General features: G+C 53.7%; 13 protein-coding genes. 11 read left to right on the top strand and 2 right to left on the bottom strand.

Annotated elements, in window-relative coordinates; translation table 11 throughout:
* The first annotated feature begins 119 nt into the window (after positions 1-119).
* The 8 genes from DCC85_RS02500 to DCC85_RS02535 all read left to right on the top strand — a co-directional run bounded on the left by DCC85_RS02500 (position 120) and on the right by DCC85_RS02535 (position 9,279).
* Complete coding sequence (locus DCC85_RS02500) at positions 120-1,112, top strand: sulfate ABC transporter substrate-binding protein (protein ID WP_108467675.1); 993 nt, start codon at positions 120-122, stop codon at positions 1,110-1,112.
* Positions 1,113-1,195: 83 nt separating this feature from the next.
* Positions 1,196-1,927 carry a hypothetical protein gene (locus DCC85_RS22835; protein WP_159081756.1) on the top strand — a complete coding sequence of 244 codons (732 nt, stop codon included), beginning with the start codon at positions 1,196-1,198 and terminating at the stop codon, positions 1,925-1,927.
* 384 nt (positions 1,928-2,311) lie between these two features.
* A complete protein-coding gene (locus DCC85_RS02510; RefSeq protein WP_108464160.1) occupies positions 2,312-3,025 on the top strand; it encodes a DUF421 domain-containing protein in 714 nt (237 codons plus the stop codon).
* A 248-nt stretch (positions 3,026-3,273) separates the two neighbouring features.
* Positions 3,274-4,116, top strand: coding sequence for a sulfite exporter TauE/SafE family protein (locus DCC85_RS02515; protein WP_108464161.1), 843 nt, complete (start codon positions 3,274-3,276; stop codon positions 4,114-4,116).
* Positions 4,117-4,119: 3 nt separating this feature from the next.
* The gene (locus DCC85_RS02520; protein WP_108464162.1) at positions 4,120-4,497 is read left to right on the top strand and encodes a DUF1634 domain-containing protein; all 378 of its coding nucleotides are present in this window, start codon (positions 4,120-4,122) and stop codon (positions 4,495-4,497) included.
* A gap of 330 nt (positions 4,498-4,827) precedes the next feature.
* Entirely contained in the window at positions 4,828-5,466 is a 639-nt protein-coding gene (locus DCC85_RS02525; RefSeq protein WP_108464163.1) for an NAD(P)-dependent oxidoreductase, read from the top strand.
* 56 nt (positions 5,467-5,522) lie between these two features.
* Positions 5,523-7,190, top strand: a complete 1,668-nt coding sequence (locus tag DCC85_RS02530) for an NAD(P)H-hydrate dehydratase (protein WP_108464164.1) — start codon at positions 5,523-5,525, stop codon at positions 7,188-7,190.
* A gap of 376 nt (positions 7,191-7,566) precedes the next feature.
* Positions 7,567-9,279, top strand: coding sequence for a proline--tRNA ligase (locus DCC85_RS02535; RefSeq protein ID WP_108464165.1), 1,713 nt, complete (start codon positions 7,567-7,569; stop codon positions 9,277-9,279).
* A 147-nt stretch (positions 9,280-9,426) separates the two neighbouring features.
* Here DCC85_RS02535 and DCC85_RS02540 read toward each other — a convergent pair whose 3' ends face one another.
* Together DCC85_RS02540 and adhP are read right to left on the bottom strand one after the other, a co-directional pair.
* Entirely contained in the window at positions 9,427-10,326 is a 900-nt protein-coding gene (locus tag DCC85_RS02540) for a glucose 1-dehydrogenase (RefSeq protein ID WP_108464166.1), read from the bottom strand.
* 184 nt (positions 10,327-10,510) lie between these two features.
* A complete protein-coding gene (gene adhP, locus DCC85_RS02545) occupies positions 10,511-11,530 on the bottom strand; it encodes an alcohol dehydrogenase AdhP (RefSeq protein ID WP_108467676.1) in 1,020 nt (339 codons plus the stop codon).
* A 351-nt stretch (positions 11,531-11,881) separates the two neighbouring features.
* On the opposite strand from adhP, the gene DCC85_RS02550 reads away from it, so the two are divergent.
* From DCC85_RS02550 to DCC85_RS02560, 3 genes are all read left to right on the top strand, one after another.
* Positions 11,882-12,721: a stalk domain-containing protein gene (locus DCC85_RS02550; RefSeq protein WP_108464167.1), complete on the top strand. Its 840-nt coding sequence runs from the start codon at positions 11,882-11,884 to the stop codon at positions 12,719-12,721.
* A gap of 334 nt (positions 12,722-13,055) precedes the next feature.
* Positions 13,056-13,622, top strand: coding sequence for an NADPH-dependent FMN reductase (ssuE, locus tag DCC85_RS02555; protein ID WP_108464168.1), 567 nt, complete (start codon positions 13,056-13,058; stop codon positions 13,620-13,622).
* Positions 13,623-13,684: 62 nt separating this feature from the next.
* The gene (locus DCC85_RS02560; RefSeq protein WP_108467677.1) at positions 13,685-14,290 is read left to right on the top strand and encodes a P-loop nucleotide/nucleoside kinase family protein; all 606 of its coding nucleotides are present in this window, start codon (positions 13,685-13,687) and stop codon (positions 14,288-14,290) included.
* The last annotated feature ends 89 nt before the right edge of the window (positions 14,291-14,379 follow it).

Genomic DNA, 14,379 nt, shown 5'->3' on the forward strand with positions numbered 1-14,379 from the left:
TAAGATGATCGGCGGGGAGAATGAAAATTTCGGCGTAACAGTTCTTCATCCTTGAAGGAGGGGCTCCCGTGAAGAAATATAAACAAGGAATTCTTGCAGGTGTGGCTATAACGCTGGCCATGACGATGGCGGCTTGCAGTGCAGAAGATGGAGGAGCAGCCGCCAAGGGGAGGAGGGGAGAGACTAGTCTGCTAAACGTCTCTTATGACACTACCAGGGAGCTTTATGAGGAATATAATAGAGTCTTTGCGGTGTATTGGGAGAAGAAGACGGGACAGAAAGTCTCGATCACCCAGTCTCACGGAGGCTCGGGCAAGCAGAGCCGGAGTGTTGCGGATGGGCAGGAGGCGGATGTGGTGAGCCTTGCTCTTGATTATGATATTGATGCTCTGGCGAAACGAGGCCTCCTGCGTCCGGATTGGAGAGTGGGACATAAGCTGAATCGTCCCCCTTATACCTCTGTGATCGTGTTCCTGGTGCATAAGGGCAATCCGCTGGGCATCCGGGATTGGGGTGATCTGATCCCGACCGGAGCTAAGGTGATTACGCCCAACCCCCAGACGTCCGGAGGTGCGAGATGGAATTATATAGCGGCTTGGAGCTATGCTATGCACCATCATCAGAATGACCCAGTTAAAGCCAGAGCTTTCATGAAGAAGTTGTACCGCCAAGTGCCTGTGCTGGATACAGGTGCCCGTGGAGCTACGACAACCTTTGCGGAGCGAGGCATCGGAGATGTGCTGATCACCTGGGAGAGCGAAGCGCTGCTGTCTATCCAGGGAAAGGGCCGAGATAAATTTGAAATCGTATATCCATCCGAGAGCATTTCGGCAGAGCCGGCTGTGGCGGTAGTGGATGACATCGTGGACCGCAAGGGAACTCGGGAGGTGGCTGAAGCCTATCTGGACTATCTCTATTCGGAGGAGGGGCAGACGGCTATAGCCAAGCATTTTTTCAGACCGACGCTGGACAGCGTCAAAGAGCAGTATAAGAGCCAGTTCAGAGGGCTTAAACTTTATACGGTCGGTGATTATGGAGGCTGGGCCACGGTTGAAGATGAGCACTTTAGTGATGGAGGCGTGTTTGACCAGATTTATACTCCTGTAAATTAGAGTGCAGCTTTATTCATATATTCAAAGGGATAGAGTTCCTCATGATGAGGATCTAGTTAACAATTAAGCCCCGATTCGGGCGCATGAGTATGTATTCATGCGAATTCCCGAGGTCGGGGCTTATTGTTCTTGTTAGAGCCGTGCTTACGCGTTTCTTAAGAGTCCGCTCCAGATTCACGCCGGCTCTCGTTCGTGGAAGTGGCGGGCTCGTCCTCAAGCAGGTCATAGTGACCGGGAAATGGACGGGCCTTTCTGGGCTTCCCATCGGTCCAGCGGAAGCCCAGAGCATACAGCAGCAGCTGGACCGTGAGCACATAAGGCGCTGCTTCCAGGCCGATTCCGTGCAGCAGGAAGAGCAGCGCAATAACCAGTGCCAGCATTCGAGCAAGCAGGCTGCCGGCGGCGGAGCGGCGGCTGACGAGCAGGGCGGAGCCCAGCAGCAGCAGCGAGAATACGCCGGACAAGAACCTGGACGCGAGGCATGCGAGCGTCCAGACCTCTGCGCTGCCGTAAGGCCGCGGCAGCGTATCCAGCGCCTGCGCCAGCCAGGCGCACAGCGCCAAGGCCGCTGCCAGCATGGCTGCAGGCAGCGCCGGGCGAAGCTGGAGCCACAGCGTGTGGCCCCAGCCGGGCCGCTCGCGCCTAGCGACCAGCTTGTCGCGCTCGTCCAGCAGCCGCTCGGATTCGCGGCTGAGGGTGCGCGCCAGCCGTGCAAGGCGCGCCGGGTCCGGATCGTCCAGGTAGACGGTGATCTGCCCGCGCAGATCCGTCCCCAGTGCCGCAGCAATCCGCAGCGCCTCCAGGCGCTCTGTTAGGACAGCCTCTGCCCGGTCAGGCTGCTCCTGAGGCTCATGGGGCTCATGGGCTGCCCGAAGCTGCGCGGAGACCAGCGCTAAGCGTTCCAAGCTGTCATCCAGCAGGCTCATCCGCTGCAGCTCTGCCTGCAAGAAGATGCGGCGGGCGGTGATATAGAGCCAGAGAAACAAGATGACAGCAAGCGCTGCTAAGCCTGCCCGTACGGGATGAGCTTCAATCCATACCAGCCAATCGGATGGGGACACCAAGGTTCACTCCTCTTATCTTCATAATTCTTCCTCCACTATTGCATAAAGAGGAGGACAAATTCAAGGCCAGTGGGCCTTGAATTGGGTATATAGATAGCAACAGCTTGGTAAGAGACGAAGAAGGAGGCAGTTAATATGAGTCTTGGAGAAATTACGTTAAAGCTGGTGATTGGCTTTCTAGGCTTATGGGTTATGACACGTCTGCTCGGCAAGAAGGAGATCTCTCAGCTGACCCCGTTCGACTTTATTTCTTCCCTGATGCTCAGTGAACTTCTGGGAAACACCGTATACCAGAAGGATGTCTCCATCCTTGAGCTGTTGTTCGCCCTTGCACTATGGGCCGTACTTTCCTTTTTGTTCGAGAAGCTTACGCAGGTTGTGAAGCGGCCTAGGGGACTGCTTAACGGCAAACCCTCTATTATTATCCGCCATGGGCAGGTGGACATGAAGGAGCTCCGGCGCAATGGATTGGAATTTGACCAGTTGCGTATGCTCCTTCGGAAGCAAAGTATCTTTTATATGAAGGAAGTGGCCTATGCGATCTTTGAAGCGGATGGAACGCTCAGTGTGATGAAGAAGTCTGCTAAGGAGTCCGTGAAGCGGGAAGACTTCAATTTGCCGGATCAGGAGGTTCATCTGTCCTATGGTCTGGTGGAGGATGGGGTGATTCTTCGTCATAATCTGGAGCTGATCGGCAAAGATGAAGCCTGGCTGAGAGGGGAGCTAGAGAAGCAGGAGCGCTCCTTGGAACGGGTCGCGTTTGCGGAATGGAAGCTGGATGAAGGTTTGTTCGTGCTGGATCACAAAGACGGTTCGTTTGATCGCCCAGGCTCGGATATGGATGACTGAGTGAAAAAAGAATGGGTATATTAACCGACAAAATGAAACTGAATTATAATCATTTTGCTTAAAACGAAAGTTAATATTCACTTTTTTATTCGCAGTGATATAATGAGTTGATGCAGTTCCATATTGGCTGAAAAAGGAGGGCACATAAACCACCAGCAGGAACGAATAATAACTGGATATCGGCTCATCTTCTATAGAAGGGAAGCTGATAGTGGGCGCTGCAAGCCGCCCTACGAAGCATAAAGGGGATGCCGTTGTTGACGACAACTGTAATTGAGATTTTTCTTATTGCTATTTTGGCAGGAGTTATGGGATCCATTCTAGGCCTTGGTGGCGGAATTATTGTGACCCCAGCTCTGACTATGCTGTTCGGCATTGATATTAATCATGCGATTGGAGCGAGCATTATTTCGGTCATTGCTACTTCTAGCGGCTCTGCCGTAGCCTATCTTCGGGATCGGATCACAAATGTTCGGGTGGGGATGTTCCTGGAGGTAGCCACCACGGTGGGGGCCATTACAGGTGCCTTAATCGGCACCTTAATTGCACCGCAGCTGCTGTATATCATCTTTGCGCTGCTGCTGCTGTATTCAGCGTATGCGATGATTAAGAAGGCTAGCCAGGAGACGCCGCAGAATGTGCCGCTGCATCCTCTTGCAGCGAAGTTCAAGCTGCAGGGAGAGTACTACGATAAGGCGCTTAATCAGACCGTAGCCTATAATGTAGACCGGGTGCCGCAAGGGTTTGGGGTAATGTATGGCGCAGGTGTAATTTCGGGGCTGCTGGGAATCGGAAGCGGAAGCTTCAAGGTGATGGCGCTCGATGTGTTTATGAAGATGCCGCTCAAAGTATCCTCGGCTACCAGCAACTTCATGATGGGTGTCACGGCGGCAGCCAGCGCAGGCATTTATTTGCTGCGGGGAGACATTAATCCTGTAATCTCCGCGCCGGTTGCGCTGGGCGTACTGATCGGAGCCACAGTCGGATCGCGGGTTATGCAGCGAATGAAGAGCAAGACGATTCGCAAGCTGTTCATCCCGGTCATGATCTACGTTGCGTTGCAGATGATGTATGAAGGCTGGAGGGGTTAAGACATGAATCAGGTTCAAGGCAAGGAAAACAGCCGCATTGAATCAGTAGAGATCGCGATCTCCAAGCTGCTGCGTATTGGTGTAGTGCTGGCGGCGCTGGTGATTTTTGCTGGCTTGGTTCAACTGCTGATAACAGGAGACAGCGGATACCCGGAGGATACTTATCCGACTGGGTTCGGCGCAATTTGGAGCGGCCTGCTCGAATGGAAGTCTGTGGCCGTCATTGAGACAGGGCTGCTGCTGCTTATCCTGACACCGATTTTTCGCGTTGTTGTGTCCTTAGTGACCTTTTTACAGGAAAAGGACTATAAATTTGTTGCGATATCATCCATTGTACTCGTGATTCTTATCATCAGCTTTGTGATCGGCAAGGCGGGCTAAAGGGCAGGGCATATAGTCAAGCGGTCGTTTTTTTCGTTTGCTGCTGTTGCTGCCAACTGCCTACATTTCTGCTGCACAAGCAGGCGTTTTGGATGGTGCACAGACGGCTGTATAAAAAGTTTACATAGGTTGCAGACTGCCTACAAACAGCAGTTATGATTAGAGCCCAGCGTATACTTGGTTAAGTTAAAGCTGCACCTTTACTGACAATAGGTGTAGCTTATTTTGTCTAGGATAAGCGTTTGGAGCAGCGGCTGGGTAATACTTATAATAAGCGAAGACCATGCTAAACTTTAAATTAACTTAATGGATACAAAGGGGATACGCCAAATGAGAATCTTACTGTATGGAGCGACAGGAACGATCGGTAAGCGAATTTTGAATGAGGCGCTGCGGCGTGAGCATGAGGTCACCGTGGTGGTGCGCGATTCTTCGAGGCTTGGCATGGACGAGAGGCCGGATCGGCTTCACGTCATTACCGGTGATGTGATGATCCCCGATTCTGTAGCCGAAGCGGCAGAAGGCCAGGAAATTGTCATCAGTGCCATCGGGCCGAAGTTCGGAGAAGAGAACGATCTGCTGGAGGCCGCGCGTTCTTTGGTTGAGGGCGTTAAGCGCTCAGGAGCCAGACGGCTCATCGTTGTTGGCGGAGCGGGCAGCCTTGAGGTAGCTCCGGGAGTAAGGCTGATGGACACGCCGGAGTTCCCGGAGGAGATTCGCCCGCTGGCCCGTGCGCATGCTGAGGCTTACGAGGTATACGCAGACTCGGATATTGACTGGACCTACCTTAGTCCAGCAGCGGTTATTGAGCCGGGGGAGCGCACAGGACAGTTTCGCATTGGAATGAAGCAGCTGGTTACAGATGAGCTGGACAACAGCCGAATTTCAGCTGAGGATTACGCGGTTGCTCTGCTGGACGAGGTGGAGGACCCGCAGTTCATTCGGTCCCGATTCACTGTAGCTTATTAGTTCTTACTTAAATAGCTGCAGGAAGGTTTGAAGCAAGGAGAGGGGAAGCAGAGGATATGAGAATTGTCAATGCGGAGCAGATGAGACTTCTGGATCATGCAGCCATTCAGGGGATCGGTCTGCCAGCAGCTGTGCTGATGGAGAATGCCGGACGGGCCATTGCCGAGGAGGTTCTGCATCTGTGCAGGCTGTGCAGGTTTGATAAGGCAGAAGGGCATCCAGGGGGGCGAATCATTCAAAGACCGCCGCTGGCTGGCCTGGACTTGAGCGCCTCCTCGTCTTTCCCCGCAGAATTGTCTCGAAAAGGTGAATGCGAAGCGGTTAACGTCTGGAAGACGGAGCATTGGCTGATCCTAGTGGGCAAAGGCAATAACGGCGGGGATGGTATCGTCTGCGGCAGGCATCTGGCAGCCGCGGGCATCCGGGTTACGCTGCTCTATGCCGATCCTCCCGCACAGTTTACAGGTGAAGCAGGGCTGCAGCGGACCATCGCCGAGCAGCTGGCCATTCCACATAAGGTATACGAGCGGGGTACGCTCCGGTTTACGGAATATACTGGTGTAGTAGATGCTTTGCTCGGAACCGGAGCCAAAGGCGCTCCCCGCGGGATGTATGCTGCACTGATTCGAGAAGTCAATGACAGCGGCCTGCCAGTTGTATCGGCCGATATTCCCAGCGGCCTGAATGCCGACACAGGTGAAATGCATGATCCTTGCATCCAGGCGCATCGTACTGTATGCCTGGCTTTTCTTAAGACTGGTCTGACGCAATATCCCGGTGCTGGTGCTGCCGGGGAGATTGTAGTTCGCGACATCGGGATACCAGAGCATCTGGCCCGGCAGGCCGGACATCAGGACTTCCTGCTGACCGAGGAAGTGCTGGCTGCTGAGCTTGGCGTAAAGCTTGGGAAGCCGCGTCAGCCGGATGGACACAAGGGAACATACGGCCATGTGCTGCTGGCCGCAGGCAGCCTGCGCATGAGCGGCGCCGGCCTGCTCTCGGCCCGTGCCTCCTTACGTGCCGGCTGCGGCCTGGCCACCTGGGCGCTGCCCGCGGGTGTTCTGCCGTTGGTGATTGGCGCAGCGCCAGAGCTGATGCTGGCTCCGGTCGGCGAGCCTGGGTCCGACGCATACGATGCGACTGCCTCGGACGAGGTGCTGCGCCTGCTGGAAGCGCGCGATGTGCTCGCCGCCGGCCCCGGCTTAGGCCGGTTCGAAGGCGATGGCCGCTTTCTGCGCGCGCTATGGGAAGGCGCGAAGACGCCGCTCGTCCTGGACGCAGATGCGCTGAATATGCTCGCGGACGCAGGCGGCTTGTCCGCCTGGCCGCGCCGGGAAGCGGCGACGGTGCTCACGCCGCACCCCGGGGAAATGGCGCGGCTTGCGGGCGTCAGTACCGCTGAGGTTCAGCGGGACCGGATCGGCCTCGCCCGCCGCTTCGCTCTTGAGCACGGCGTGACGCTCGTGCTGAAGGGTGCCCGCACCGTAATAGCCGGTGCGGATGGCCGCACCTTCGTGAACATGACCGGCAATCCGGGCATGGCGACTGGCGGTGCGGGTGATGTGCTAACCGGCATCATCGCCGGCTTGCTGGCGCAGGGGCTGGATGCCGCTGCTGCCGCGGCCTATGGCGTGTATTTACACGGCCAGGCAGGGGATCGGGCCGCTGCTATGCGCACGGGCGCGGCCTCGCTGATCGCGGGTGATATCCTCGAAGCGCTTTAGAGGCTGCCCGGAGGCTTGACGGCAGGCCTCAGCTTGGGGTAAATTAACGTAGACAAGAGTTAATTTGTGATCATAATGAACAGCGATGACCAAGAATATAATGTTCGAATACGGCCGTGATCAGAGAGGAAGTCCTTAGGCTGAGAGACTTTCCGGTACGCTTGAATATTCCCGCCTTGAGAGCTGTGCCGGGGCCTTAATTATGGCCATATAAACCGGCTCCGCGTGCTCCCGCGTTACCAGAGCTTGGAGAGATGCTGCCCTTTAACATAGGGATGGCGTCTGAATTAGGGTGGTACCGCGAACGCATTCGTCCCTTACGGATGCGTTCTTTTTGTTTTTCAATTTAAGCTGATTAGACAGGAGAGATTAGGAAATGAGACAGGATAAATTGCTGATTCCAACGCTGCGTGAGGCACCAGCCGATGCGGAAGCCTTGAGTCATAAGCTGCTGCTTCGCGGCGGATATATCCGCCAGCTTGCTGCCGGGGTCTACACTTATTTGCCGCTGGGCTGGCGCGTACTGAAGAAGGTATCCGAAATCGTTCGTGAAGAGATGGATCGTGCGGGGGCTCAAGAGCTGCTGATGCCGGCTATGCAGCCTGCAGAGCTGTGGCGTGAATCGGGCCGCTATGATGTATATGGCCCTGAGCTGATTCGGCTGAAGGATCGTCATGACCGGGAGTTTGCCCTCGGACCTACACATGAAGAGGTCATTACAACCGTAGTGCGCAACGATGTGTATTCTTATCGTAAGCTGCCTATGACGCTGTATCAGATTCAGACCAAGTACCGTGACGAACGCCGTCCTCGCTTTGGGCTGCTACGCGGACGTGAATTTATGATGAAGGATGCTTATTCCTTTGATACGGACTGGGAGGGGCTGGATAAGAACTACTGGAATATGTACCATGCCTATGAGCGGATCTTCACTCGCTGTGGTCTGAATTTCCGCGCGGTTGAAGCGGATGCCGGTTCCATCGGGGGCGAAGGCGGTACTCATGAATTTATGGCCCTGGCTGAGATCGGGGAAGACACAATCGTCAGCAGTGTGAACGGTGACTATGCTGCGAACCTGGAGAAGGCGGTGGCTGGACCAAGAGTGCGTAAGGATACGGGCTTTGATCCTGGAACAGCTCCAGCGGTGGAAGAACTGCATACACCAGGCGCATCGACGATTCAACAATTGACTGACTCCCTGGGTATCCAGGCTGACCAGCTCGTTAAGACGATGCTGTATGTTGTAGATGGGAAGACGATTGCTGTGCTTGTTCGTGGCGATCATGAAGTGAATGAGGTTAAGCTGAAGAACCTGCTTGGAGCGGAGAATGTAAGACTGGCGGAGTACGCCGAAGCAGCTGCTGCCGGAGCAGTTACAGGTTTTGCCGGGCCTGTAGGTCTGAACATTCCGATCATTGTGGACGAGGACGTAGCCGTTCCGGCCGCGTGGATCGTCGGTGCGAATAAAGCGGACTACCACCTGAAGAATGTCGTTCTGGGCCGCGACTTCTCGGCTGAGCGGACAGGCGACGTAAGAAATGTAACGGAAGATGATGTTTGTCCGGTCACCGGTGGACCGCTTCAGTTCCACCGCGGCATCGAAGTCGGCCATGTGTTCAAGCTGGGTACGAAGTACAGCGAGAAGCTGGGCGCGAAGTTCCTTGATCCTTCAGGCAAGGAGCAGCCTATGATTATGGGCTGCTACGGCATCGGGGTATCGCGGATTCTGTCCGCGGTGACAGAGCAGCGCGGGGACGAAGCAGGAGGCATGGTCTGGCCGGCGGAAATTACGCCGTACCAAGTGCATCTGATTCTGATCTCTGTGAAGGACACCGCTCAGGTTGAGCTGGCGGAAGCGATCTATACCCGTCTGCAGGAAGCTGGCGTTGAGGTGCTGTTTGATGACCGCGATGAGCGTGCAGGCGTGAAGTTCAAAGATGCGGATCTGATCGGCGTGCCGCTGCGCGTGACGGTTGGCAAGCAGGCTGGCGAAGGTCTGGTAGAGTTCAAGAACCGCAGCACCGGAGAGAACGGTGTGCTGAACGTTGACCAAGTGGCGGAAGAAATTGCGAAGTTCTACACGAAGTAATGGGGTGGAGTGATGACGTGGCAGCTGGTTTGGCTGCCTGTCAGATTCTATAACGTGGAATATAGGAAGATGAACAAAGGCTATTCTTTCAAGAGGCCCTGCGGGGCCTTATGATGAATAGCCTTTGTTTGTTTTGTCTATTCGGCATTAGGTGGTAACCATGCTGCCCCCGTTGACATGGATAGTCTCTCCTGTCACGAAGGAGGAGTCACAGCTTGCCAGGTACACATAGGCCGGGGCCAGCTCATAGGGCTGAGCTGCTCTCCCCCATGGTGTATCCGTTCCGAATACTTTGACCTCTTCCGGACTGAAGCTGGATACGATCAGCGGTGTCCAGACCGGGCCCGGGGCCACGGCGTTAACTCGGATACAGCGCGGCGCCAGCTGAAGGGCCAGGGAGCGGGTAAAGCTTACGATGGCTCCCTTGGTGGAAGAATAGTCAACCAGCTCTTTATGGCCTTGATATGCGGTGATCGAGGCCGTATTGATGATCGAGGCACCTTCCCCAAGGTGGGGAAGAGCGGCCTGGGACAGGAAGAAGAAGGGGAAGATGTTGGTCTGAAAAGTCTGATACAGCTGCTCCTCGCTGATATCGACAATGCTCTTTTGCGGGTACTGCACCCCATGGTTGTTCACTAGGATATCCAGGCGTCCGAAGCAGTGAAGGGCGTCCCGAATGACAGAATTGCAGTTCTCCTTCAGCCGCAAATCCGTCTTGATTGCTATGCAGCGCTGTCCAAGCTGCTCAACTGCATTCTGCGTGACTTTGGCATCCGACACCTCGTACAGGTAAGCGATTACGATGTCAGCACCCTCTTTGGCAAAGGCAACGGCCACCGCCCGGCCGATGCCGCTGTCTCCGCCGGTGATCACGGCCACTTTACCCTTCAGCTTGCCGCTGCCGCAGTAAGCGGGATTGTCCCAGATAGGCCTAGGGACCATCTGGCTTTCCAGCCCCGGCTGGACTGGCTGGTGCTGCGGCGGAAAGGAGATAGGCTGTTCCTTGCAGACGGTCTCCTTGCTGTAATATGGAAAGACGGGATTCATAAGATGGCAGACTCCTCCTTTGCATACCTAGGTTCTATGCCTTATGTGTATGCAATGACCCACCAGGGAATGCTGCCTAGCCGAATAGCTGCACCCCCTAGCCTTGGGGCTTTGGATAAGAAGGAGAGGGGAAACCAGGTAATCTTAGACCGTCAGCATTCTGTTGGAAGTGGCCGACCTAGGCTTATTGCTTGCTGAAATCAAGTACAATCCGCCCGTTCACTTCACCGGATTCCAGTTCGGCAAAAATATCATTGATTTCATCCAAGCGGCGAGTCTGGGTAATGGCCTTCACCTTGCCGTCTGCTGCAAACTGCAGGGTCTCCTGCAGGTCCTTACGGCTGCCGACGATGGAGCCGACGATTTTGACACCGTTCAGCACGGTATCGAAGATCGGCACTTCCATCGTCTCCGGCGGGAGCCCAACGGCTACGCAGGAGCCGCCCCGGCGAACCGCCTGATAGGCCTGGCCGAAGGCAGCCTTGGATACCGCGGTGCAGATGGAAGCATGTGCCCCGCCAATTTTCTCTTGAATCCACTTGCCGGCGTCCGTCTCCTTAGGATTCACGGTAAGGTCAGCACCAAGCTTCCGCGCAAGCTCCAGCTTGTCCTCGAAGGTGTCAACCGCCACCACTTTGAGGCCCATGGCCTTGGCATATTGAACGGCCAGATGGCCTAGGCCGCCGATGCCAAAGATGGCTACCCAGTCGCCTGGCTTCGTATCGGATACCTTGAGCGCTTTGTAAGTCGTAACCCCGGCGCAGAACAGAGGGGCAGCCTCAATGAAGCTTAGAATGTCCGGGATCTTGACCACATAGTTCGCATCGGCCAGACAATAATCCGCATAGCTGCCATCCACGGAATACCCTGCATTATGCTGGTCCGGGCATAACGTCTCCCTTCCTGATAAGCAGTATTCGCAATGACCGCAGGCTGAATAAAGCCATGGGATTCCTACGGGGTCCCCTACCTTGAGATGGGTAACGCCTTCGCCCAGTTCTTCGATAACCCCAACCCCTTCGTGACCGGGCGTAAGAGGCAGCTTGGGCTTGACAGGCCAGTCACCGTGGACGGCATGAAGGTCGGTGTGACATACCCCGCAGGCCTCAATGCGGACTACAGCCTGGCCCAGGCCGGGGGTCGGCTTAGGGACATCTTCAATTTGTAGCTGCTTTTTGAACTCGTGAACAACCGCTGCTTTCATCATTGAAAACCTCTTTTCCTCTATAAATTAGGAGTAACATCTATATTATTACCACATATTTACTTACAATTTATGAATTTTTTGAGAATATTGAGGAAATAAGGGTTTGGTTTGTTGTAGACTTTCAGCAAGCGGTTAACTGATGGGGGGCCAGAACAAAGTTCTTAGAGCAACCCACAGGGGTGGCTAAGCATTAGACTTCCTCAGGAGAGGGCTGTTCGGTTCATGTCCGGTAACTCTGGTTAATGGAACAGGATCTCGAATGAAGCTTGGAGGCGTGATTTATTTTACAAGTTGGCAGAGCTGCGAACATGAAGTACAACCCACTTTTTCAAAGAAAGGGCGATCCCAATGAAGAAAGCTTGTATTAGTATGATTCTCGCATTCATTCTGGTCCTTACATCATCGTCTGCTCATGCGGCAGGCCATCAAGTTAAATTGGACGGTGTAGTCCTAGCCTCAGCTGAAGTGAAGAACAACCGTACGCTGGTGCCATTGCGTATGGTCAGTGAGAGTTTGGGCGCAAAAGTTGATTGGTCCAATAGGGGAGTAGTTCTTACTAAGAAGGATATAAAAGTGACTTTAAAACAAAATAGCAGCACTGCGGCAGTAAACGGCAAAAAGGTACAACTTGATGTAAAACCCTATGCCAAGAACAATCATGTTATGGTCCCCCTCAGATTTATTGCAGAAACGTTTGGTTGTAATGTCAGCTATAGCGGCTCTACGGTAACAATTAAGAGCGCGCCTCTGGTTATTGATCAGGTGAAGGTGAAGGCTTTGCAGCAGGAATATCATATGACCATCGGCGGCGTAGTCCAGCAGATCAGTGGGAATGCATATAACGAGGCCATTTATAATATCATTGCACAGAACAAAGGCAGTGAGGTGGATGAACCGGCTAGTTACTCTTGGATGGTGAACACTGACGTGCCTGGCTCCTATTATAAGAATAATCAATTTGACTTCCTTGACGAAAAGGGAAACAGCATAAAGCGTTATGATATCTATACTTTGATTCGCTCTTTACCCGCTGAACTTCTGGTAGGATACCCGGACGTATTGATATATGATGCTTCTGAGGGGAAATGGTATTTATTTAACAGTGCCGCAAGAGGTTCTATTGATCAGTTGATTGATAAGGCCGCACAGAACGGTTATTTGAAGGTGATCAGCGATACAGTCGCTTAGGATTAGTTCAATAGAGACAAGAGGGGAGCCGATCCACATTTAGGATAGGCTTTCTCTTCATTCTTATTGGCGTTCTATTGGTGATGAAAGAGAAGAAATAATATGAACACCCCCTTCACTTTATAAGCTGAAGGGGGGTGTTCTATAAGTCCGGTATTAAGACTGTTATGTTGGGGGGCGAATTATGGCTACCTTGACTGATGTTCAAACTCCATGTTCCTGCCTTACCATGCAGCTTCGACTTTGCCGTGAAATTAGGCTAAAATAAGAAAAACAAGAACATAAAAATTGAAGTAATTTCTTTCTTATTTAGAGGAAAGGGGATCGATGATCAATGGTTAAAGTTACGGTAATTAACGGTACGCCTAATCCTTCGTCACGCCTTCAGGCGGTGATTGAGCTGACAGAGGAGCTGCTTCGCTCACAGGGAGCTGAGGTTCATCATGTGAACGTAGGCGAGCTGCCGGCCGATGATCTGATACATACTCGATTTGAAAGTGAGGCCATTGTCAAAGCCAATGCCCTTGTTGCCCAAGCAGATGCAGTCATTGTGGCCAGTCCCGTGTATCAGGCTTCCTATACAGGGGTGCTGAAGACCTTCTTGGATCTTGTGCCGCAAAAGGGTCTGACGGGCAAGGTGATCCTTCCTCTGTTCATTGGGGGAAGCCTTGCGCATCTATTGACGATTGATTATGCTCTGAAGCCGGTTCTGTCTGCCCTTGGAGCCAGACACATTCTCGCTGGCGTGTATACGGTGGATGCTCAAGTAGCCCGTACAGAGCAGGGAGGCTTTGAGATTGCGGAGGAGCTGAAGACAAGGCTGGCAGAGAACGCCGCTGACCTGGTGCGCGAAGCCCAGCTGCGTCTGAAATTCTCTGAACCGCCGAAGGGGCTGTCCTAAAGACCTGCGTTAGGTGTAAAATAGACAGCATGGAATCACCCATATGGATGGAGGAATTTATTGTGCAAAAGCTGGTATTCTTTGTCGGCGTTGCCGGCACAGGCAAGACGACGGTTGCCCGGAAGCTGGCGGACCGGATTCAGGCGGCTTTCCTGGACCGTGATACCGTAGGCGGACGTTTTGTGGAGAGCATTCTGGAGATGAACGGTCTGGACAAGAATGATCGCGATTCCGAGTTTTATAAGAAGAACCTGCGTGACCTGGAATATGATACGACCCGGGATATCTGTATTGAGAACCTGGCTGCGGGCCAGAACGTCTTCATGATCTCGCCGTTTACGGCCGAGCTTAAGAACAAGGCTTGGTTGGATGAGACACTGGCAGCGGCTGGCCGCGATCAGAAGCAGGTGGACGTGAAGGTTATTGTGGTGGCCTTGCAGGACATGGACGTTCAGAAGGAACGGATTATCGAGCGTCAGACCGAACGGGATACCTGGAAGCTGAACCATTGGGACGACTTCAAGCAGCGGGTTGATTTTGTGCCGGAAGTGAATTGGAATATTCCTTCCTCCTCCGTGCGTGTATTTGATAACAGCGGCGAGCTGACGGATGAGAAGGTTGAGGGGCTGTATCAGTTCCTTATGGAAGAAGTGCAAGAAGCGCGTTAGAAGCGCATAGGAATAAGGCAGCGGGAGAGGGCGGCAGCATGCGAGAAACCTTCTCCCGCTTTCTGTATACAGGCTGACTGGGTCAGCCG

It is taken from the genome of Paenibacillus sp. CAA11, assembly GCF_003060825.1.
Taxonomy (GTDB): domain Bacteria; phylum Bacillota; class Bacilli; order Paenibacillales; family Paenibacillaceae; genus Fontibacillus.

What these genes read in the sequence shown, in the direction of transcription:
- adhP (WP_108467676.1), bottom strand. Translation starts at nt 11,530, where the DNA reads ATGAAAGCAGCGGTTGTTCACGAGTTCAAAAAGCAGCTACAAATTGAA.
- DCC85_RS02535 (WP_108464165.1), top strand. Translation starts at nt 7,567, where the DNA reads ATGAGACAGGATAAATTGCTGATTCCAACGCTGCGTGAGGCACCAGCC.
- DCC85_RS02515 (WP_108464161.1), top strand. Translation starts at nt 3,274, where the DNA reads ATGCCGTTGTTGACGACAACTGTAATTGAGATTTTTCTTATTGCTATT.
- DCC85_RS02525 (WP_108464163.1), top strand. Translation starts at nt 4,828, where the DNA reads ATGAGAATCTTACTGTATGGAGCGACAGGAACGATCGGTAAGCGAATT.
- DCC85_RS02510 (WP_108464160.1), top strand. Translation starts at nt 2,312, where the DNA reads ATGAGTCTTGGAGAAATTACGTTAAAGCTGGTGATTGGCTTTCTAGGC.
- DCC85_RS22835 (WP_159081756.1), top strand. Translation starts at nt 1,196, where the DNA reads ATGAGTATGTATTCATGCGAATTCCCGAGGTCGGGGCTTATTGTTCTT.
- DCC85_RS02520 (WP_108464162.1), top strand. Translation starts at nt 4,120, where the DNA reads ATGAATCAGGTTCAAGGCAAGGAAAACAGCCGCATTGAATCAGTAGAG.
- ssuE (WP_108464168.1), top strand. Translation starts at nt 13,056, where the DNA reads ATGGTTAAAGTTACGGTAATTAACGGTACGCCTAATCCTTCGTCACGC.
- DCC85_RS02500 (WP_108467675.1), top strand. Translation starts at nt 120, where the DNA reads ATGACGATGGCGGCTTGCAGTGCAGAAGATGGAGGAGCAGCCGCCAAG.
- DCC85_RS02540 (WP_108464166.1), bottom strand. Translation starts at nt 10,326, where the DNA reads ATGAATCCCGTCTTTCCATATTACAGCAAGGAGACCGTCTGCAAGGAA.
- DCC85_RS02550 (WP_108464167.1), top strand. Translation starts at nt 11,882, where the DNA reads ATGAAGAAAGCTTGTATTAGTATGATTCTCGCATTCATTCTGGTCCTT.
- DCC85_RS02530 (WP_108464164.1), top strand. Translation starts at nt 5,523, where the DNA reads ATGAGAATTGTCAATGCGGAGCAGATGAGACTTCTGGATCATGCAGCC.